The 20,893-nt window shown below is 73.2% G+C and carries 17 protein-coding genes; 7 read left to right on the top strand and 10 right to left on the bottom strand.

Annotated features, from left to right (window positions below):
• Positions 1 to 255: 255 nt before the first annotated feature.
• From ACFZBD_RS01825 to ACFZBD_RS01800, 6 genes are all read right to left on the bottom strand, one after another.
• Complete coding sequence (locus ACFZBD_RS01825; protein ID WP_391133651.1) at positions 256 to 1,521, bottom strand: serine hydrolase; 1,266 nt, start codon at positions 1,519 to 1,521, stop codon at positions 256 to 258.
• A gap of 96 nt (positions 1,522 to 1,617) precedes the next feature.
• Positions 1,618 to 3,351 (bottom strand): FAD-dependent monooxygenase, encoded by a 1,734-nt coding sequence (locus ACFZBD_RS01820; RefSeq protein WP_391133649.1) that lies wholly within the window; start codon positions 3,349 to 3,351, stop codon positions 1,618 to 1,620.
• A gap of 156 nt (positions 3,352 to 3,507) precedes the next feature.
• Complete coding sequence (locus ACFZBD_RS01815) at positions 3,508 to 4,170, bottom strand: hypothetical protein (protein WP_391133646.1); 663 nt, start codon at positions 4,168 to 4,170, stop codon at positions 3,508 to 3,510.
• On the bottom strand, positions 4,167 to 4,583 hold the full coding sequence (locus ACFZBD_RS01810) for a DUF6114 domain-containing protein (RefSeq protein ID WP_391133643.1): 417 nt from the start codon (positions 4,581 to 4,583) through the stop codon (positions 4,167 to 4,169). Before ACFZBD_RS01810 ends, ACFZBD_RS01815 begins: the two co-directional genes overlap by 4 nt.
• Entirely contained in the window at positions 4,574 to 5,200 is a 627-nt protein-coding gene (locus tag ACFZBD_RS01805) for a DUF6230 family protein (RefSeq protein WP_391133640.1), read from the bottom strand. The genes ACFZBD_RS01810 and ACFZBD_RS01805 overlap by 10 nt, the downstream gene beginning before the upstream one ends.
• Positions 5,201 to 5,372: 172 nt before the next feature.
• Positions 5,373 to 6,134 carry a MerR family transcriptional regulator gene (locus ACFZBD_RS01800; protein WP_391133637.1) on the bottom strand — a complete coding sequence of 254 codons (762 nt, stop codon included), beginning with the start codon at positions 6,132 to 6,134 and terminating at the stop codon, positions 5,373 to 5,375.
• 181 nt (positions 6,135 to 6,315) lie between these two features.
• Between ACFZBD_RS01800 and ACFZBD_RS01795 the strand changes: the two genes are divergently transcribed.
• Complete coding sequence (locus ACFZBD_RS01795) at positions 6,316 to 7,359, top strand: substrate-binding domain-containing protein (RefSeq protein WP_391133634.1); 1,044 nt, start codon at positions 6,316 to 6,318, stop codon at positions 7,357 to 7,359.
• On the opposite strand, the gene ACFZBD_RS01790 is transcribed toward ACFZBD_RS01795, so the two are convergent.
• From ACFZBD_RS01790 to ACFZBD_RS01780, 3 genes are read right to left on the bottom strand one after another with little or no spacing between them, the layout of a single operon-like run.
• Positions 7,343 to 8,053, bottom strand: a complete 711-nt coding sequence (locus ACFZBD_RS01790) for a TSUP family transporter (RefSeq protein ID WP_391133631.1) — start codon at positions 8,051 to 8,053, stop codon at positions 7,343 to 7,345. The genes ACFZBD_RS01795 and ACFZBD_RS01790 overlap by 17 nt on opposite strands.
• Complete coding sequence (locus tag ACFZBD_RS01785) at positions 8,050 to 9,579, bottom strand: amidohydrolase family protein (RefSeq protein WP_391133628.1); 1,530 nt, start codon at positions 9,577 to 9,579, stop codon at positions 8,050 to 8,052. Before ACFZBD_RS01785 ends, ACFZBD_RS01790 begins: the two co-directional genes overlap by 4 nt.
• Positions 9,576 to 10,976 (bottom strand): solute carrier family 23 protein, encoded by a 1,401-nt coding sequence (locus ACFZBD_RS01780; protein WP_391133625.1) that lies wholly within the window; start codon positions 10,974 to 10,976, stop codon positions 9,576 to 9,578. Before ACFZBD_RS01780 ends, ACFZBD_RS01785 begins: the two co-directional genes overlap by 4 nt.
• A gap of 344 nt (positions 10,977 to 11,320) precedes the next feature.
• Here ACFZBD_RS01780 and ACFZBD_RS01775 point away from each other — a divergent pair, with 344 nt between their 5' ends.
• The 5 genes from ACFZBD_RS01775 to ACFZBD_RS01755 all read left to right on the top strand — a co-directional run bounded on the left by ACFZBD_RS01775 (position 11,321) and on the right by ACFZBD_RS01755 (position 17,924).
• Complete coding sequence (locus ACFZBD_RS01775; RefSeq protein WP_391133622.1) at positions 11,321 to 12,469, top strand: DNA glycosylase AlkZ-like family protein; 1,149 nt, start codon at positions 11,321 to 11,323, stop codon at positions 12,467 to 12,469.
• A gap of 463 nt (positions 12,470 to 12,932) precedes the next feature.
• Entirely contained in the window at positions 12,933 to 14,561 is a 1,629-nt protein-coding gene (locus ACFZBD_RS01770; protein WP_391133619.1) for a solute carrier family 23 protein, read from the top strand.
• Positions 14,562 to 14,621: 60 nt separating this feature from the next.
• Complete coding sequence (locus tag ACFZBD_RS01765) at positions 14,622 to 15,329, top strand: transcriptional regulator (protein WP_391133616.1); 708 nt, start codon at positions 14,622 to 14,624, stop codon at positions 15,327 to 15,329.
• Positions 15,330 to 15,694: 365 nt separating this feature from the next.
• Positions 15,695 to 17,353, top strand: a complete 1,659-nt coding sequence (locus tag ACFZBD_RS01760; RefSeq protein ID WP_391133613.1) for a catalase — start codon at positions 15,695 to 15,697, stop codon at positions 17,351 to 17,353.
• Positions 17,354 to 17,525: 172 nt separating this feature from the next.
• The gene (locus ACFZBD_RS01755) at positions 17,526 to 17,924 is read left to right on the top strand and encodes a VOC family protein (protein ID WP_391133610.1); all 399 of its coding nucleotides are present in this window, start codon (positions 17,526 to 17,528) and stop codon (positions 17,922 to 17,924) included.
• 92 nt (positions 17,925 to 18,016) lie between these two features.
• On the opposite strand, the gene ACFZBD_RS01750 is transcribed toward ACFZBD_RS01755, so the two are convergent.
• Positions 18,017 to 19,081: an ABC transporter permease subunit gene (locus ACFZBD_RS01750; protein ID WP_391133607.1), complete on the bottom strand. Its 1,065-nt coding sequence runs from the start codon at positions 19,079 to 19,081 to the stop codon at positions 18,017 to 18,019.
• A 761-nt stretch (positions 19,082 to 19,842) separates the two neighbouring features.
• On the opposite strand from ACFZBD_RS01750, the gene ACFZBD_RS01745 reads away from it, so the two are divergent.
• The gene (locus ACFZBD_RS01745) at positions 19,843 to 20,859 is read left to right on the top strand and encodes a transporter substrate-binding domain-containing protein (RefSeq protein WP_391133604.1); all 1,017 of its coding nucleotides are present in this window, start codon (positions 19,843 to 19,845) and stop codon (positions 20,857 to 20,859) included.
• The last annotated feature ends 34 nt before the right edge of the window (positions 20,860 to 20,893 follow it).

Raw genomic sequence — 20,893 nt, 5'->3', positions numbered from 1 at the left:
GGAGGGCCGGGCGGACGGGGCGGTACGCGCGGCAAGGGCGGCTCGGGAGGCACCGGCGGCGCGGGCGACAGGAACGGGGCCGGCGGTTCGGGCGGCGCCGAGGGGAGGGGCGGTTCGGGCGGCACCGGCCGTACGGGCGGTTCGGACGGGCGGCCTGACGGTACGACGGGTACGGACCTCGCCGAGGTCACCGCCGAGAGCTCGCAGCGGTGACCTCGGCGTCCGTCCGTGCCTTCGGGGCCCGGACGCCCGCCGTCACGAGGAGGGCGAGGGGGACGTCGACTTGTCCGGGGCCACCGGCGTCGGCAGGTTGTACACGTTGTCCGGAGAGACGATCTCGGTGATCGCCTTCCCGAAGAGCGTGCTGGGTTCCGCCCCGTCGTGGCCGATGTCGGTGTTCAGCATGACGACCAGGGTCGCCTGCACGTCGGGCAGGTAGATCGTCAGGGACTCGTAGCCCGGCAGCGAGCCGTTGTGCCCGATCCAGCCCTGCACGTTGAAGATGCCCAGTCCGTAGGCGGCGCCCGGGATGGTCGTGGGCAGGGTCTTCAGCCGTTCCGCCTGGGTGGCGGGCGTCAGCAGCGTGCCGGTCGCGACGACCTTCGCCCAGGTCCGGAGGTCGCGGAGCTGGGAGATCATCGCTCCGGCGGCCCAGCCCCAGGAGGGGTTCCAGTTCGCGGAGTCCTCGACCTTCCCGGACGCCGTCTGGTCGGTGTAGCCCTGGGCGTGCGGTTCGGGGAACGCGGCGTCGGTCGGGAAGACGGTGTGCCGCAGACCGGCCGGCCCGATGACGTTCTTCTGGAGGAACTCGTTCAGGGGGAGCCCGCCGACCTTCTCCACGACCAGGCCCAGCAGGATCAGATTGGTGTTGGAGTACTCGAACTGCGTGCCCGGGGCGAAGTTCACCGGGTGCTTGAAGGAGTAGTCGAGCAACTGCTGGGGTGTGAAGGGGCGGTCCGGGTCGGACGTCAGGGCCTTGAAGAAGGCGTCGTCCATGGAGTAGTTGAACAACCCGCTGCGCATGCCCGCCAGTTGCCGCAGGGTGATCCTGTCCCCGTTGGGAACGCCCTTGATGTAGTCGCCGATCGGGTCGTCCAGGCCCAGCTTGCCCTGGTCGACGAGTTCCAGCAGCGCGGTCACGGTGAAGGTCTTCGTCTCGCTGCCGATCCGCAGGTAGAGGTCGGGGCGCATCGGCTCGCCGCTGGACTTGTCGGCGACGCCGAAGGCCCGTTCGTAGTTCCCCTTGCCGGGCGCCGAGACGCTGACGAGGACTCCGGGCACGTCCGCCTCGCGCATGACCTGCTTGATCGCGTCGTCCAGTCGCTGGGCGACCGCCGGGGACAGTTCGGCGAACTCGGTGTCGGAGGGCGACGGCGGGGGAGAGGGCGCCGTGAGGGCGGTCGGGGAGGCCGCCGGCGCGGTGCCGCCGTAGGCGGCTCCGGCGGAGACCGGGACCGCCAAGGTCCCGGCCAGGGTCAGACCTACACAGAGCTTGCGCCAGTGGGCTGGTGAATACCTCATGGCAGATCCTCCCTGTCAGCCGAGGACGGAACCTTCTTCAGGCTAGGCCGGGCACCCCACCCCCGCACGGCGGGAGCGCGGAGCCCGGCCGCCGCCTCAGCTACGGAACACCGTTGCCAGGTGGGCGGCGAGCGCGTCCTCGGCCGGGAGGGGAAGCCGCGCCCCGAGGTATCCGTCGGGCCGCACCAGGAAGACGGTCGGGGCCCGGACGCCATAGCGGTCGGCGAACTCGCCCCGGGCGTCCCGGTACACGGGGAGCCCGGCCTCGGCGGCGGGCGCACCGTCCCCGGCGAGCAGGGCGCACGCCTCGACCCGGCCGCCCGTCGACTCCCTTGCTGTGTCGGCGAGTCGGCGCAGGCCGGCGACGGCCTCGCCGTCGCCGTAGAGCAGCAGGACGTGGCCGCGGTCGCGCAGCAGGTCGTACAGCCGCAGCGGGTAGGTGGCGATCCGGCCGGCGAGGCCGCCGCAGTCCGGCGCGCGGTCCCCGGCGCGCGGCCCCGCCGTCTTGTCCTCCCGCCCCGCCCCGCCGTCCTGCCCGTGCTCGGGGGCGCCGGTGGTCCGCGGCGCGGCCGCCGCTCCGTCCACGATCGGGCTGCCCCGGTAACCGACGAGGAGTTGGGCCTCGCGGAGCAACAGCGTCGCGGGGTCCTCCGGGTCCGCTTGCACGCCCTCGGCGGCGTGCCGGACGGTCCGCCCGACGACCTCCTCGCCCACCGGCCGGCGCTCGGCGTCGTAGCTGGCGAGCAGACGCGGGTGGGCGGCGGCGTCGAGGGCGAGGGCGAGCTTCCAGGCCAGGTTGTAGGCGTCCTGGATACCGGTGTTCATGCCCTGCGCCCCGGTGGGCGGATGGATGTGTGCGGCGTCCCCCGCGACGAAGACGCGCCCCTCGCCGTACCGGTCCACCAGCCGGTGGCTGATCCGGAACACCGACGACCAGCGCAGTCCGTACGCGGTGACGGGCTGGGGTGACAGCCGGTCGAGGACCGGCTGGATGTCGGAGAGGGCGGGCCCTTGGGCGCCGTCGAGGCCGTGCGCCACGCCGTCGGGGTCACCGGCGGTGCCGTGCGCGCGCCGGGCGGCGGAGAGTTCGGCCGGCACCGTCATCGACATGCGGTACCGTCCCGGGCCGGGCAGCGGGATGCACACGAGGGTGTCGTCGACCGTTCCGTCCTCGGCGCGGTGCAGGGAGCGCACGCCGTATCCCTCCGGCAGCTCCCAGTCGACCTGGAGGTCGCCCAGCATGTACTCCTCCGGGAACGCGCCTCCCTCGAAGGAGAGCCCCAGCCCCTTGCGTACCGTGCTGTGGGCGCCGTCGCAGCCGATCAGGTACCGGCAGCGGATCTCCTCCCCGCCCGTTCCCGCCGGGTCCGGCACCGGGTCCGGCACGGACTCCAGGCGGGCCGTCACGCCGGTCTCGTCCTGTCGGAACGACACCAGCGCGACACCGCGCTCGATCCGGGTCCCGAAGCGGGCCAGGTGCTCTTCGAGGACGCGCTCCGTCTCGTACTGCGGCAGCGCGGCGAAGCCGTACGGCACCTCGGGCGGCAGGGTGAGCTCGAACCGGCCCGCCTCCGAGCCGTTGACGTAGACGAGCTGGCCGCGCATCGGGACGGCGGCGTCCAGCGCCTCGCGCACCATGCCCATCCGGTCCCAGATCTCCAGTGTCCGGGGCTGGACGCCGACGGCTTTCGCGTACGGGAGCCGCGCGGGCAACCGGTCGACGATACGGACGGTGGCGCCCTGCCGGCGCAGCTCGGCCGCGGCGGTGAGCCCGACCGGCCCGGCGCCGACGACCAGGACGTCGGGGGAGTGGTCCCTGCTGTCGCGCATCACCGGCGCCTCCTGAGGTGCGGCCCCCGCCTCCTTGTCTCATGGTCGGCCGGGGCGCGTGGGGCCGCACCTCCGGACGGGCCCGGGCGCGAGGACGCCGGGCGGGGCGTACGGGGGTCCGTATGCCCTGCCCGGCGTCGTTCGTCGTGCGGGAAGTTACGGTGCGACGGTGATCTGCTGGGCCGGGTCGGTGGTGTCGGTGACCTTGTAGACGGCGTTGAAGGTGGACGACGTCGCGCTGGTCGGGCAGCCGAACCCGCCGGTGACCTTGACCGGGACCGAGGCGTTGGTGAAGGTCAGGGAGGGCGGGGCGCCGTTGGCCCAGGAGCCGGGGACGCTCGCCGCGGCGGTGGGCGCGGTGACGACCGTACACGTGGCCAGGCCGGTCGTCTTGACCACGAGGCCGCCCGAGGGGACGGTCATGGTGGCCGTGATCGGCGTCCCGTGCTGCATGGACACCTGCCAGGCACCGCTGGTGGTGACGGTCGGGGTCACGCCCGGCATGCTGGACGTGCAGGAGCTGTAGGTCGGAGCGGAGATCGGTGAGGAGACCGCGCCGGCCGGGTTGTGGTTGCCCGGGGCGGCCGGGACGGTGCCGGTGGAGACGGAGACCGAGCAGGTCACCGTGACCGAGCCCGCCTTGAGGGTGGCCTTGCCGCTGAGGGTGGCCTTGAAGGCGTGGCCGGCCGGGGTGACGGTGGTGGAGCCGGCCGCCGCCGTGGGTAACGGCGCGGCGGTCGCGGCGGCGGCGCCGAGGGTCAGCGCGCCGGCGGCGGCGAGTCCGAGGGCGAGGGGGACGAGGGTGTGCGTACGGCTCATGGCTGTGCTCCTTGGGGATCGGAGTGTGGAGCGGGGACGGAGGGCTTGCCGGGCGTGGGGGAGCGCGGCTGCCAGGCGAACATGAGGCCCCCGCCGAGGATGCCGAGCAGGGTCCCGACGAGGAATCCGCCGAGGTTCGACAGCACCAGTGCGGCGGTGGCGATGAGGACGGTGACGATCCCGGCGAGGGTGCGGTAGTGCGGGGAGAACCAGACGGAGAGGCCGAGGACGATCATCACGAGGCCCATGAGGACCGACGGGATGCCCGCGACGCCCTGGGTGAGCATGACCTTCATCGGGGCGAGCGGCAGGACGCAGATCTCGGCCCCGGCGAGGGCGGTGACGAGCCCGCCCCAGAACGGTCGGCTGCGGCGCCACCGCCGGAACCGCGTCCGCCCTCGGGTCAGAAGCATTCCTTCTTGCCCTTGCTGACGTGCATGTTCAGCCCGGAGAGCTTGAAGGTCCCGGCGTTGGTGGCCCAGGCGGTCTGCCTCAGCTTGGTGATGGTGACGGTGTCGGCCTGCTGGGCGAACAGGTCCTGCATGCCCTGGGCGTCCTCCGGACCCTTGTCGAGGGTGGAGGCGTCGCGGCCGATCTCGATGTTGGTGAAGGACGCGTTGCCGGAGAGCTGGGTGGCGTCGACGAAGAGGTTCGTCGCCTCGACGGGGTCCTTCTGACCTGCGGTCAGGTAGAGCGAGATGTCGCCGATGACCGGGAGCGTGGTGACCACCGACTGGCAGAGGCTGTTGAGTTCGGCCTCCTTGATGGCGGTGACCGCCACCGGGATGAGCTCGTTGCGGGCGTTGACGTCGACGCTGCCGTACTGCGCGAAACCCGTGCCGTTCAGACTCTCGGCGGAGACCTTGAACTGCTGGCCCGAGACGGCGAAGGAGGCGGCGAGAGCCCCCTGGGCGAGGGCGATGCCGAGGCCGGCGGTGACGGCGACGGCGGGGACGGTCAGGACGGCGAAGCGTCGCCATCTCACCCGGCCGTCCTCCATGTCGGGTAAGTCGTTCGAATCGTGTCCCATGACGGATCCCCTTGGCTGTGTGGGGTGCGGCAGGTGGGTGTGAGGTGAGACGGCCCGACCGGTGCGATCCGGCTCCGCACATGCGTTACTCGCCGGTATGACCGTGGAGACGAATGTAAGAGTGCCAATGGCGGTTGGCAAGGTTGTGGGGGAGCGCCCTTTCGGACAAGTCCTACTGCTGCGTACGCAGCAGAGCGGCGACTTCCGCTTCCACCCGCCGGGCCATCGCACGGGCGAACTCCGTGGCCACGACCTCCCCCGCCACCGGGCGCAGCGCCGCGGCGGCCTCCGCGATGCGATCCAACTGCCCGGCCGAAATCCGCTCCAGGCTCTCGGCACCGATCACATGCCGCCGGAACAGCGCGACGAACCGGTCCGCCACCGCCGCGGCCTGCGTCTGCACGAAGTCGCCCGCGTCCAGGATCTCCGCCAGCGGCAGCCCCCGGCGCACCAGCGTGAGCGTCGCCTCCAGCAGCCGCCGGCTCGGGAACGTGACCGTGTCCCCCTCCACCCGTACGTACTCCAGCGCCGCGGCCCGTCGGGTGTCCTGCGCGGTCGCCGTCGAGCCGAACATCTCCCGCAGCTCCGCCAGCGTCATCGTGACCGGCTCCTCCTGCACCCAGTCGCGAGTCATCTCCCGCTCGAAACCGAGGAGTTGGGCGATGCCACCGCCCTGCTCCCAGGCGTCCAGGAGCTCGGCGATGCCGTTCACGGTGTAGCCGCGGCCCAGCAGATCGTCGATCAGCCGCAGCCGGGTCAGGTGCTCGTCGGAGTACCAGGCGATCCTGCCCTCCCTGCGGGGCGGGGGCAGCAGGCCGCGTTCCTGGTAGTAGCGCAGATTGCGCACCTTCACCCCGGCCGCCCTGGCCACTTCCTCCCGGCGATACCGCGCCCCGCCCGCCACTGCCGTGTCACCCGCCGCCTCGCTGCTCACGGCCCCGAGCCTAATGCCGCGAGGGGTTCGTTTCAGCCATGCCGCAAGACCCGCGGCTCCCTCCGGCGGCTCGGCTCCGACGCCCCTCCCCGCGCACCGGCGGGCGGCCGAGTTCCGGACGCCGCCCGCGTCGGCGAAGATGGGGGCGTCACTGTTCCGCCCACACGAGGAGCGACGGCAGATGCCCACATCCGGGGCCGGCTCGAGACCACCGACGATCGCCGACGTCGCCAGCGCCGCCGGAGTGTCGCGCACCACGGTCTCCCACGCGCTGAACGGCCTCGGAAAGGTCGACCCCCGGACCCGCGAGCGCATCAAGCGGGTGGCCGGCGAGCTCGGTTACCGGCCCAACCTCCGCGCCCAGCGCCTGCGGCGCGGACAGGCCAAGGCCATCGCCCTCGCCTCCTCCATGCCGTTCGCCGTGGCGGCCGGACCCTCCCGGCTCGGCTTCTACATGGAGATCGCCGCCGCGGCCGCCGAGAGCGCCCTGCTGCACGAGTACGCCCTCGTCCTCGTCCCGCCCGTACGGTCCGGATCCGGACTGAACTCCGTCGACATCGACGGCGCCATCGTCGTCGAACCGGACGTGAACGACGCCGCGGCGGCCCACCTCACCGAACGCGGCCTGCCGTACGTCGCCCTCGGCCGGCCGGTCTCCCCCGACGAGCAGGCGCCGTACATCGACCTGCACGGCCGGCTCGTCGCCGAGCTGCTCCTCACCCACCTGCGCGATCAGGGCGCCACCCGCCCCGCCCTGATCATCGGAGCCGGCGAACGCCACTCGTCGGTCGACGCGCGCGCCGCGTACGAGCGGCTCGCCGAGGAGCACGGCTGGGAGCCGATCGTGGCGACCGCACCCGAGGCCGGCGGCGAACAGGCCGGCTACGACCGCTGCGCCGAGCTGCTGGCCCGGCACCCCGGGATCGACGCCGTGTGCGCCCTCGTGGACGCCTTCGCCGTCGGCGCGGTACGGGCGATCCGGGACAGCGGCCGGGCCGTGCCCGACGACGTCATGGTCGCCACGCGGTACGACGGGCTGCGCGCCCGGACCTGCGAGCCGCCGCTCACGGCCGTCGACCTCCATCTGGACCGGGCGGCCTCCGACGCGGTGGAGCTGCTCCTCGGCCGACTGCGCGGCGAGGTGACCACCGGCGCGGTGGTCTCCTCGCCCGAGCCCCGGGTGATCCCGCGCGCCTCGTCCCTGCGGGTCACAGCCCGAGCATGAGGACCACCCCGGAGACCAGCGCGAACCCGAGCACGAACAGGCGCATCCGGGAGGCGTCCAGCCGGTGGTGCACCAGTCGGCTCGACCACGCCCCGAGGGCGATCGCGGGGACCAGCGCCGCCGCCCAGCCCAGGTCCCCCGCCTGACCCTCGCCCGTCGCGAACAGCAGTGCCAGGGAGGCGACTTCGCCGACCAGGAAGCAGGCGGCGACCGTGGAGCGCAGCTCCGCGGGCGGCCGGTGCTGGTAGACCAGAGCGAGCGGCGGACCGCCGACGCCGGTGGCCGTCTCCGTCAGCCCGGTCACCGCGCCCGCGCCGAGGTAGGCGGCCCGCCCGGGCGTGAACGCGGGCGCCGCGAGGCTCACCACCGCCGCCAGGACGGTGGCGCCGCCCACGAAGAGGCCGAGGCTGCGGTCCGGGATCAGCCAGAGCAGCGCCAGACCGGCCGGGGTGGCGGCGAGCCGCGCCGTGGTGATCCAGCCGGCCCCGCGCAGATCGAGCGAGGCCCGTTCGCGCCAGGCCACGTACACGTTGAGCGGGATCATCGACGCGAGGACGAACACGGGGAGCAGGCCGGGATCGAGGATCCCGGCCACGGGCGCGACGATCAGCGCGAAGCCGAGCCCGCTGGTGCCCTGCACGAACGCGGCGACGGCCACGGTGAGGGCGAGGACGGCCAGGGTTTCGGTGCTCACGGCGCGGTGCTCCCTCCGCGGGCCCCGGCGACCGCGCCGGGCGCCCCGGGCGGGACACGGGGCGCCGGCACCCCGCCGCGGTCCGCCGCGCGGGCGCGCGCCACGGTGGACGCGCGGGCCGCCGTGGAGGTGGGGTGGACGCGGGTGACCGGGGCCCGGTCCACCGCGGCGCGGGCCAGTTCGGCCGCCCGGCGGACCAGCGCGGGGCCGTCCCAGGTGGTGGGCAGGCCGCGCCACAGCCGCAACCGGCCCCCGACGAACACCGCCGTGATCTGGTCCCGGTTGCCCCGCCGTACCAGCTCCCAGGGCACGTCCCAGGAGAGGGCCAGTTCGGGGGTGGTGACATCGACGAGGAGGAAGTCGGCCGCCAGACCCTCGGCGACGGTGCCGGTCCTGGAGCCGAGGCCCACGGCGTCGGCGCTGCCGCGCGTGGCGTGCTCCAGCCAGGTCCAGCCGGCTCCGCACGAGGAGTCGCCGGTGGCGAGACCGTACGCGATCCGCTGGGCGAACTCGGCGGCCTCGGCGAGTCGGAAACCGTCGCCCCGGGTCCCGTCGGTGCCGAGGCCGAAGCGGATGCCGCGCTCGGCCATCGTCAGGGCGGGCGCCACGGCGTTGCCCTTCCAGGCGCTGGCGACCGGGTTGTAGCTGACGGCCGTCCCGGTGTCGGCGAGCAGCGTCAGCTCGCGAGGGGTGAGCAGGGTGGCGTGGGCGGCGAGCAGCTGGGGGCCGAGCGCGCCGAGGTGGTGCAGGTACTCCAGCGGGCGCAAGCCGTGCCGGACCAGGGAGCGTTCCACACCGGCCAGATGTTCGTTGACGTGGATCTGCAGGGTGGCGCCCGCCTCGGCGGCGAGCCGCGCGACACCGCTCAGGGTCGCCGGGGTCGCCGCCTCGGGGATGGAGACGGCGAGGGACGGATGGACGAGCGGGTCGCCGGCGTAGCGGGCGAGGTGCTTCTCCGCGTCGGCGAGGGCCGAACGCCCCTTGGCCGCCGTGGCGTCGGAGCCGTCGGCAGGGGGAGAGGCGCCCGGGCCGTCGGCGTCGTTGGCGACCAGACCCAGGACGCAGCGGATCCCGGCGTCACGGGCGGCCGACGCGACCACCTCGATGTCCACGGCGGCCCGCGTCCCCGCGTCGGCGACGGTGGTGAATCCGCCCCGCAGCGCTTCCAAGGCCGCCAACTTGGCTGCCGTGTAAGCCGATTCCTCGTCCAGTGCCCCCTCCAGCGGGACCCAGACGCGGCGAAAGATCTCCGACGGCTCCCCGAAGGCGAGTGCCGAGCCGAAGCTCTGCGTGAGGTGGTGGTGGGCGTCGACGAAGCCGGGCATGAGCACATGGCCGTGCAACCGCGCCTCCGCGAGGTGCGGATGGGCGCGCCGGACCTGCGCCGCGGGGCCGACGGCGCGGAACGAGCCGTCGGCGACGACGACCGCGAAGTCCTCGGCGGGGCCTTCGGGCAGCAGGACGGCGTCCGGTACGAGCAGGAGCGGGCCGGGTCCGTCGAGGGGCTCCCGGGTGAGCTGGTTCATCGGTCACTTTCCGTACGGTGGGCGGTCAGGCGGGCGGCGATGCCCGGCCTGACGTGGTGGAAGAGGATGTTGAGGACGGCGGCGACGCACGCGCCGACGGCGACGCCGCTCTCCAGGAGGATGCGGAGGTTCGGCGAGAAGCCCGCGTACACGCCCGGGATGAGGATGGGCAGCAGGCCGAGCGCCAGGGCGACCGCGCAGACGAAGGTGTGGGTGTGGCTGTCGAGGTCGGAGCGGCCGAGCATCTGCACGCCGAGCACGGTGATGACCGCGAAGACGACCATGGCGGTGCCGCCGATGACCGCCGACGGGATGACGCTGATCGCGCGGATCACGGGGGCCAGGAAGCCGATGGCGATGAGGACCACGCCGGCCGCGGCGGTGACGTAACGGCTGCGGACGCCGGTGACACGGACGATCCCGATGTTCTCGCCGCTCGTCACCATCAGCGGCAGGCCGACGAAGCCGCCGGCGAGGGAGGTGAGCGCGTCGCCGCGGATGGTCTTGGGGACGGCGGTGCGCCGGTCGATGTCCTTGCCGACGGCCTCGGCGTTGATGACGGTCTGGCCGGTGGCCTCCGCCATGGAGGCGAGGCTGTAGAGCATCAGCGGCAGCGCCGCGAGGAGGTTGAACTGGGGCGAGCCGAACGGCATCAGCTGCGGCAGGCTGACCAGGCCGCCCTCGGCGGCGCGACTCAGGTCCATGTGCCCGAGTAGCGCGGCCAGGGCCGTGCCGGCCAGGAGCCCCAGCATGACCGCGAGTTGACGCAGGATGCCGGTGAACAGCAGGTAGAAGGCGACGGTGAAACCGATCGTCGCCATGCCGAGCATGAGGTTGGTCGGATCGGCGAAGCCCGGCGTGCCGGGGCGGCCGGTGACCAGGACGGCGCCGACCTTCACCAGGTTGATCCCGACGATGACGATCATCGTGCCGATGACGAGGGCCGGGAAGAACGCGAGCAGCCGGGAGAAGAGGGGCAGGACCACGAAGATGAAGAGGGCGGTGAGGATCACCGCGCCGGAGGCCGTGCGCAGCCCGTGCTGCTCGGCGATGGCGAGGAAGAGGATCAGGGGGGCGCCGCCCGGCAGCATCACGAAGGGCAGTCGGGGCCCGAACTTCCACGGTCCCAGCGACTGGACCAGGGATCCGGCGCCGGAGAGCACGAAGGCCGCGGAGAGCAGGTCGACCGTCAGGCCGGCGTCGAGCCGGAGGGTGGCGCTCATCAGGAAGATCGCCGATATCGGCGTGGCGGCCATGACGAGGACGTGCTGGATGCCGAAGAGGAGGATCCGGCCCCAGGGGCGGGATTCGTCGACGGGGTGGACGGGGGCGGGGTCGAGGGGCTCCGGCGCCGGAGGCTGCTCCGTACCGGGAAGGGTCTGGCGGGGACTGGACACGTTCGAGCTCCGATCGGCGTTCGACACGTTCTGGTTCAGCCGCGATCCGGCCCTGGACGGGGAGCCAAATCGATTTGGCCAAATCGATTTGGCCGTCAGTATGGGAGGCCCGGTGGCGGCCGTCAAGGGCCGGGCCGTCGACCGGCTCGGACGGGGGCGAGGGTCCGCCCCGGAGGCCGACGGGCGGGGGCGCGGGTCGGGGCGCGGGAGCGGGGGCGCCCCTCGAGGGGCAGGCGAGGGGCGCCGGGCGGGTCGCTCTGCACAGGTGCGGCGCCCGGGTGGGGCCACGGTCACCGGAGCCGTACCCCCGGCCCGGCGCCCGGTCGGCGAGGCAGAATCGCGGCATGCAGATCACCGCGCGGGCGCTCAACCGCGCCACCCTCCACCGGCAGTTGCTCCTCGAGCGCGCGCCGCTCGACGTCGCCGACGCCGTCCGGCGCGTGGTCGCCCTGCAGGCGCAGGAGCCCGCCTCGCCGTACCTGGCGCTGTGGAACCGGATCCACGCCTTCGACCCCGCCGAGCTGGACGCGGCCCTGGCCGGCTACGAGGTGGTCAAGTCGACCCTGATGCGGGTCACCCTGCACGCCGTGCACGCGGCGGACCATCCCGTCTTCTGGGCGGCCATGGAGCCGAGGCTGCGCGCCTCCCGGCTCGGCGACCCGCGTTTCACCGCCTCCGGGCTCACGCCCGACGACGTCGCCGGCCTCGTCCCCGACCTGCTGGCGTACGCCGCCGAACCGCGCTCCGGGGCCGAGATCGAGGGGTGGCTGGAGACGCGCCTGGGCGCGCGCGTGGAACGGCAGGCCTGGCGGATGCTGCGGCAGTACGCGCCGCTGTGGCACGCGCCGGTCGGCGGACCCTGGTCGTTCGGCACCCGCCAGTCGTTCACCGCCGCCCGGGTCCGGCCGCCGGCGGCCGCGGATCCCGGCCGGGCCGCCGAAGCGCTGGCGACCCTGATCCGCCGCTATGTGGAGGGCTTCGGACCCGCCTCGGTCGCGGACATGGCGCAGTTCGCGCTGGTCCAGCGCACCCGGGTCAGGGCGGCGGTGGCGGCGCTCGGCGACGGACTGGAGCGCCTTGAGGGCCCGGACGGGGAGGTGCTGTACGACGTGCCCGGCGCGCCGCGACCGCCCGAGGACACCCCGGCGCCGCCCCGGCTGCTGCCCATGTGGGACAGCGTCCTGCTCGCCCACGCCGGCCGCAGCCGCCTCGTCCCGGCGGACCACCGGGCGGCCGTGATCCGGATGAACGGCGACGTGCTGCCCACCCTGCTGGTCGACGGGCGGGTCGCCGGTGTCTGGCGCCGCATCGACGGGGGCGTCGAGGCGTCGCCGTTCCATCCCCTCGCGGACGGTGTCTGGGACGCGCTGGAGGAGGAGGCCGCGGCGCTCGTGGCCTTCCTCGCGGACCGCGACCCCCTGGTGTACCGGCGCTACGACCACTGGTGGGCCAAGGGCCTGCCGGTGGCGGAGACGCGGCTGCTCGGCGGCTGAGCGGGCCGCCGCCGCCGGCCCGGCCGAGGCGTCTCCGGAGGCCGGCGTGGCACGCGCCTCCGGCGCGGCTGACGGACCCTCAGTCGCCACTCACCGCACCGGCAACGAAATCCGCACTTTCGGCGCCCCTTGACCATCGATTCGTAAGTTACCGAAGGGTTTTGCTTCAAGAAGCGCGGCCGCAGGGCTTGCGCTGGACCGGGCGCGTCCGTCAGGATCTGTCTCCGGCCCGGGCCTTCGCCCCGGCCCCTTGACGCCTCCCTGTCTGGACGCCTGGCCGCGCACCGGTAACCCCGTGCCGCCAGACGGTGCACCGCCCGATCCGCGCGGCCGCCCGTACGCCCCTTTCGAGGCCCCCCTCCGCGACCACGGCGACCCGCCGACACCCCGCCGCGGCCCGGCGCGCCCCACACGCCCCGGTGCCGCGCCCCCTCTCATTCACCTACCTCAAGGCAAGGCAGAGATGGCACCACCGGCCTCACGCCGACGACCCCACACCACCGTGCACCCCGTGGACGAGGTCCTTCCGCTTCCCACCCTCGCGCTCTACGGCTTCCAGCACGTCCTGGCGTTCTACGCAGGCGCGGTGCTCGTACCGGTGATCCTCGGCAGCAGCCTCGGACTCTCCCGGCAGGAACTCGTCTACCTCATCAACGCCGACCTGGTCACCGCGGGCATCGCCACCATCATCCAGGCGTGGGGATTCTGGCGGATCGGAGCGCGGCTGCCGCTCGTCCAGGGCGCGACCTTCACGGCCGTCTCGCCCATGATCGCCATCGGTCAGGGCGCGGGCGGCGGCACCGCCGGGCTGCTCGTCGTGTACGGCGCCGTGATCACCGCAGGACTCGCGGCCTTCCTCCTCGCTCCGTTCGCCGGACGGCTGACCGCGTACTTCCCGCCGATCGTCACCGGCACCCTCCTCACGGTCATCGGCATCGTCCTCATCCCGGTGGCCCTCCAGGACGTCGGCGGCGGGTCGGCGCTGCTCGGCGGCCCGCACTTCGGGGCCCCCGCCCACCTCGCGTACGCGGGCGGGACCCTCCTCTTCATCCTGCTCGTCGTCCGTTTCGGCGGCCCGTTCCTGCGCAGCGTCGCCGTCCTCCTCGGCCTGGTGGGCGGCACCGCCGTCGCCTGGCTGCTCGGCGACGCCGACCTCGGGGCCGTCGACCAGGCCGACTGGCTCGGCGTCAGCACCCCCTTCCACTACGGCATGCCGCACTTCTCCGTCTTCCCGATGCTGGCGATGGTCGTCGTCATGCTCATCACGATGGTGGAGACCACGGGAGACGTGTACGCCATGGGCGAGATCACCGGACGGGAGGTCGACGGCGAGACGGTCAGCCGCGCGCTGCGCGCCGACGGCGTCGCCACCGTGCTCGGCGGAGTGTTCAACTCCTTCCCGTACGTGGCGTTCGCCGAGAACATCGGGCTCGTCAGGATCTCCCGCGTCACCAGCCGCTTCGTCGTGGTCGCGGCGGGCGTCTTCATGATCCTCCTCGGTCTGGTGCCGAAGGCCGGCGCCGTCGTGGCGTCCGTGCCGCACCCCGTGCTGGGCGCCGCGGCCGTCGCGATGTTCGGCATGGTCGCCTCCGTCGGCATCCAGATCCTCGCCAAGGTCGACCTGCGGGAGGAGCGCAACGCCCTCATCCTGGCCGTCAGCCTCGCCGCCGCGATGCTGCCGACCGCCATCGCGCCGTTCTTCGAGCGCATGCCGACCGGGCTGCGGGCCGTCCTCGGCAGCGGCATCACCCTCGGCACGCTGACGGCCGTCCTGCTCAACCTGTTCTTCCACGTCTTCGAGAGCCGCCGCGCCAAGGAGGACATCGACTGGGAGGCTCTCGCCGAGGACGACGAACAGCCCCGGTACGGCACCGCTCCGACGCCGTACGGCGAGGCCTCGGGAGGCTACGGCGAGAGTCGGGGAGGGTACGGCGAGGCCCCGGGCGGCTACGGCGAGGGCCGGGGAGGGTACGACCCGGGCGGGTACGGCCGGGGCGGGTACGCCCGGGGTGGATACGACTCGGGCGGGTACGGCCACGGGCGCGCCCCGTACGACGACGGGACGGGGTCGCAGAGCGCATCGGCCCGCTGACCCGCCCCCCGCTCCGGCAGGATCGCCGCCTCCGGAGCCGCCCCCCGAGGTGATCCGCCCGTGTCCCACCCCCCGTTCTCACCCGCCCAAGCCAGAGCCGCCCGGCTCCGCATCGGCCTGACCCCCGAACAGGTCGTCGCCGCCATGGCGCAGCTGGGGGTGCGCCGCCCGGCGGAGGCCGTCACGGCCTGGGAATCGGGGACGGCGCCGCCTTCGGAGACCGAGCTGTTCGCGCTGGCCGACGCCGTGTGGTGTCCCGTACCGACCCTCATGGCCGTGCGCCCGCGGTCCCTGCGCGAGCACCGCCTGGCCCGGCGGTTCAGCGCCGAGCGGCTGGCCCTGCGGATCGGCATGGCCGCCTCCGCGTACCTCCGCGCCGAGACCGACCACCACTGGAGCGGGACCGACGTCCAGACGGTGCTGCTCGCCGACGCCCTCGACCTCGAACCGGACGAACTGCTCCGCGTCATCGGCCGGGCCGGCGCACTCGACGGCCTGCTCCGGCAGGCCGTCGAAGGGCGGTGGAAACAGCACACCACCGCCCTCGCCCGGCTCGTCGACGCCCCCGAGCGCAGTGTCGCGGAGGCGCTGCGCACCCTGCACCAGGAGTACGCCCGCTTCGGCGAGCGCTACCGGGGCCACCTCGTCGCCCGCAGCGACGACGCCCGGCTGAAGGAGATCGCCGGCGAGCGCGCCGGCTGGCTGCACGCCCTCCCGGACCGCTTCCTCCGCCTCGTCGGCCCCCACCCCGGCCCGCCCGCCGCCTGAGCGGACCGGTTTCCGCGGCCCGCCCGGCACCGCCACGGCAGACGCCCCGCACCGTACGAGAAGCCCGCGACCGTACGACAAGCCCGCCACCGTACGGCAAGCCCGCCACCGTACGAGAAATCCGCGCCACCCTCCGTACACCCGGCCCGTCCGGGCCCCGGGCGGCGGGGCTCCGCCGTCGGGACGACGCCCGTACGGCCCCCCGATCGCCCCGGGAGAGTGGTTCCCGCCGGAGGCGGCCGCGCGTGCGAACGTCCTCCGGCTGCGTGAGGATCGATAGTGCGGGTACCAGGAGGCAGCCGCGCCGGTCGGCCGTGCGCCGAGGCGGCGCCGCTGCCACGCGCAACCTTTCGAAGGAGCCGGCCGTGACTGACGTATCAAGCATGGGATCCCCGCCCGACGACGACCGCCCGGTCCTCACCGACCGCCAAGGTCATCCGATCTACGACAACCAGAACCAACGCACGGTCGGCGCCCGGGGCCCGGCCACCCTGGAGAACTACCACTTCCTGGACAAGATCAGCCACTTCGACCGCGAGCGCATCCCCGAGCGCGTGGTCCACGCCCGCGGCGTCACCACGTACGGCTACTTCGAGGCGTACGGCGCCTGGGGCGACGAGCCGATCAACCGCTTCACCCGGGCCAAGCTGTTCCAGGAGCGCGGCAAGCGCACGGACGTGGCGGTCCGCTTCTCGACCGTCATCGGCGGACGCGACTCCTCCGAGGCCGCCCGCGACCCCCGGGGCTTCGCGGTGAAGTTCTACACCGAGGACGGCAACTGGGACCTGGTCGGCAACAACCTCGGGGTCTTCTTCATCCGGGACGCCGTGAAGTTCCCCGACGTGATCCACGCCCTCAAGCCGGACCCCGTCTCGCACGAGCAGAAGCCCTCCCGGATCTTCGACTTCATGTCGCAGACCCCCGAGTCCATGCACATGCTGATGAACCTCTTCAGCCCCCGCGGCATCCCGGCCGACTACCGGCACATGCAGGGCTTCGGCGTGAACACCTACAAGTGGGTCAACGACGAGGGCAGGACCGTCCTGGTCAAGTACCACTGGATGCCCAAGCAGGGCGTCCGCAGCATGACCGAGGAGGACGCGGCCAACGTCCAGGCGGAGAACCTCGGCCACGCCACGAAGGACCTGTACGAGGCGATCCGCCGCGGCGACCACCCCGAGTGGGAGCTGCTGGTCCAGATGATGGACGACCACGACCACCCCGAGCTGGACTTCGACCCGCTCGACGACACCAAGACCTGGCCCGAGCAGGACTTCCCGCCCCGCCCGGTCGGCCGGATGGTCCTCGACCGCACGGTGGACAACTACTTCGCCGAGAACGACCAGATCGCCTTCGGCACCGGTGTCCTCGTCGACGGTCTGGACTTCTCCGACGACAAGATGCTGGTCGGCCGTACGTTTTCGTACAGCGACACCCAGCGCTACCGCGTCGGGCCGAACTACCTCCAGCTCCCCGTCAACCAGGCCAAGAACGCCGACGTCCGCACCAACCAGCGCGACGGCTTCATGGCGTACGCGGTCGACGGCCGGGGCGAGAACCCGGAGGTCAACTACGAGCCGTCGATCACCGGCGGCCTGCGGGAGGCGCAGTACCCGACGCACGACGACCAGGGGCCCGAGATCCAGGGCCGGCTCACGCGCAAGCGCATCCCGCGGACCAACGACTACCTGCAGGCGGGCCAGCGCTTCCGGCTGCTGGAGGAGTGGGAGCGCGACGACCTGGTCGGCAACTTCGTCACGCTGATCTCCCAGTGCGACCGGGCCGTGCAGGAGCGCATGGTCTGGCACTTCCTGCTGGTGGAGAACGAGCTGGGCCTGCGCGTCGGCGAAGGCCTCGGCATCGCACCGTCCGACGTCTCCCACCTGGAGCCGCTGGCAAGTCAGACCCTGACGGACGACGACCGCAAGCGCCTGGAGAACCTCGGCGACAACCCGCCGCGTGACGTCGAGGGCCTCACCATGACGCACTGCGTCCCGAACGAACGGCACGTCGTCACCCGCTGAACACACGGCAAGGGGTGCCCGGCCGCGCACACCGCAGGCGGTGTCCGGCCGGGCATCCCGGCCGCGCGCGTCCGGCGCGCACCCGCACGGGCCCCGACCGCGAGCAGGCGGCCGGGGCCCGCGCACGTCCGGTCACGGGGCTGCGGCGCCGGAACGCGGGTAGCCGCCAGGCATGGAACCAGCACCGCGCCGCTCCCTGACCGCGACTGTGCTCGACGCGCCCGACGCCCGCGAGCTGGCGGCCTTCTACGCCGCGCTGCTCGGCTGGCCGGTGAAGGACGACGAGCCGGACTGGGTCACGCTGGCCCCGCCCGGGGGAGGCGCCGGGCTCTCGTTCCAGACCGAGCCGGAGTTCGTCCCGCCGCGCTGGCCGTCGACCCGCACCGAGCAGCAGATGATGTCCCATCTCGACATCGAGGCGGACGACCTTCCGGCCGCCGTCGGGCACGCCCTCGCCCTGGGCGCGACGCGGGCCGCGTTCCAGCCGCAGGACGACGTGTGCGTCCTGACGGACCCGGCGGGCCATCCGTTCTGCCTCTGGACCCGCGGCGACCGGTCCGGGCATTCCTGACCGGATACGACCGGGCCGCCGCCGCCCAGGAAGCCCGGGTGGGCCCGTACGGGGAGAGCCTGCGCCGAAGGCGGCGAGCGAGGCCCCTGCGCTCACCGGTCCCCGCCGACCGCCGGCCGGGCGTCGGCGGCGGTGAGCGCGCGCAGCCGGGCGCGGAGCACGGCCAAGTGGACCCGGAGCCGCTGCCACGGGGTGGGCGGCAGGGCGCGGGCGGCTCCGCGCGCGTAGTACCGCTCGACGTAGAACTGGCCCGCGCTGAGCACCGTCGTCACGGCGACGTACCAGACGGTGGCCACCAGCAGCAGGGGGATGACCTGATACGTCTGGTTGTAGACGAGCTGCACGCTGTAGAGCAAGTCGTGTACGGCGAGCACGCTGACGATGCTGGTGCCCTTCAACGTGCCGATCAGCATGTTCCCGGCGGTCGGCACGATGGAGCGCATCGCCTGGGGGACGACGATCCGGCGCAGGGTGCGCCGCCTGCCGAGCCCGAGCGCCTGGGCGGCCTCGGTCTGGCCGGAGTCCACGGAGAGGATGCCGCCGCGCACCACCTCGGCGGCGTAGGCGGCCTCGTGCAGGGTCAGTCCGATGACGGCGGTGAGGGTGGGGCCGAGCAAATTGACCGTCTGGACGGAGACGAACTGCGGTCCGTACGGGATGCCGAGGCCGAGGGTGGGGTAGAGGGCGCCGATGTTGAACCAGAACAGCAGCTGCACCAGCAGCGGGGTGGACCGGAAGATCCAGACGTAGCCCCAGCTCAGGGTACGCAGCACCGGATTGCCGGACAGCCGCATCACCGCCAGCGGGGTGCCCAGGAGGAACCCGAGGACCATCACGACGCCGGTCAGCCACAGCGTCAGCAGCAGCCCGTCGAGGACGGCGCCCGTGGTGAAGTACCGCCCCACCACCTCCCATTGGAAGGCCTGGTTGCGGACGACGGAGTCCACCAGCAGGGCGAAGACGAGCAGGGCGGCGGCCGCGGTGAGCCGGCGGCCGACGCGCCGGCGCGGCACGATCCGCGGCAGGTCCTCGACGGCGGTGCGGGGAGCGGGCGGCTCGCCGGGGTTCGGGCCGAGGGGCGGACTGTCGTCCTGCGGTGGTCCGGCGGGCGGGACGGCCGCGGGGTCGGCGGGCGTGACGGGGGAAGGCGAGACCATGGGAGGCACTCCAGGGGCGAGGGACATGCGGCGTGGACGGCATCGGCGACCCACCCGGTGGCACGCGTACGCGGGCGCCGTGCGGCTCGGTGCGGGCGCGGCGACGGCAGGCGTTCGGCGCGGCCGGAGCCTCGGCGTCATCACGGGGCCGCGTCCCTCAACGCGGCCGGAGCGGCAGCCGCCCCGGAAGGGGGCTCCGCTCCGCCGCCGATCGTATGCGCCGACCGTGAGCCCGTGTCAACCACCCTTGTGTGAAAGGACTTTAACGGCCCGTCCGGCATCCGGGCGGTGGTTGACGGAATCCCGTGGGACATGGTCAATTGTCCGCATGAACGCTGAGCGGCGACTGGTCACGCGCGACCACATCGACTTCGGTCGGGTGTGGTCCGCGGCGTGTTGCGCCTGACTCGGCAGCGGGCTGTCCGATCGGCCCTTCCCTCCCTCGGTGACCCCGTCGCGGGCCGAGCTCTCCCTGCGTAATCCCGTCGTACACCGGCTCTGACCGGCATACGTACGGTTCTACGACCCCGGACGCGCGCTGCCGCCGCCCCTGTCCGCCCGAGGCCCCGTCCTCGGCGTCATCACACCCGCCACGCCCCTGTTCTCCCCCTGCCCCGACACGCCGTCACATCGACACCTCGACACGCCGTCACATCGACGCGTCGACAGCGACGGCCGTACCGAGGGTCGCCCCGCCCTGCCCGCGCGGGGCCGCCCCGGCGCCCACACCCACCGCAGACCCGAGGAAAGGCCATCCCGTCATGCCCGTCCAGCCCTCCGCCATCACCGCCACCGACGCCGGATCCGATCCGCACGCCCGGAGTGCGCGCACCCGCGGCAGACGCCGGCTTCGGCCGCGCCTGGCTGCCGTCGTACTGCCGTCTTTGCTGACCCTGACCGCCTGCGGCTCCGGCGGGGCGACGCCGACGGGCGCGGTGGCGTCCTCCGCGCCGGGCGACGACCCGGTCGCCGCCGTACGGAAGGTGGATGCCGCCGCCGCCCTGCTGCCCGCCGACGTCCGGACGAAGGGCACCCTGCGGGTCGGCAGCAGCGTCGGCTTCCCGCCCGGCGCCTACTACCCGAACGGCTCCGACAAGCCGCCCGCCGGTCAGGACATCGACCTCGCCGACGCCGTCGCCAAGGTCCTCGGCATCCGCCTGGAGCGCCAGATCGCCTCGTTCGAGACGATCCTGCCCGCCCTCGGCAGCGGGAAGTACGACCTCGGCACCGGAAACTTCGGCGTCACCGCCGCGCGGCTGAAGACCATCGACTTCGTCACCTACGTCAACGACGGCCAGGGCTTCGCGGTCCGCAAGGGCAACACCGCCCTCGGGACGAAGGTCACCGACCTCACCCAGCTGTGCGGGCTCACCATCGGAACCGGGGCCGGCACCACCTTCGAGACCACGCTCGCCGAGCAGAAGGGTGTCTGCGCCAAGGCCGGCAAGAAGCCGTACGACGTGAAGGTGTACTCCGAGAACGGCGCCACCGTCACCGCCCTGCAGCAGGGCCGGATCGACGTGGTGATGTCCACCATCAACGGCCTCCGCCACCAGGCGGCCCAGCCCGCCTCGCAGACCGCGTTCCTCGGCGAGTTCCACCGGCTCGACGTCGGCTTCGCGTTCAAGAAGGGCTCCCCGCTCACCCCCGCCTTCCAGGCCGCCGTCAACCAGCTGATCGAGGACGGCACCTACGCCCGGATCCTCGACAAGTGGGGCACCGGCCCCTCCGCGATCGAGACCTCGCGCGTCAACCCTCCCGAGCACAAGCGACCGTGAACCCGGTCGACCCCCGCACCCGGTCGACCCCCGC

It is taken from the genome of Streptomyces sp. NPDC008121, assembly GCF_042957155.1.
Classification (GTDB): domain Bacteria; phylum Actinomycetota; class Actinomycetes; order Streptomycetales; family Streptomycetaceae; genus Streptomyces.
Note: the sequence above shows the minus strand (reverse complement) of the source record. Positions and strands in the feature narration are given on the sequence as shown.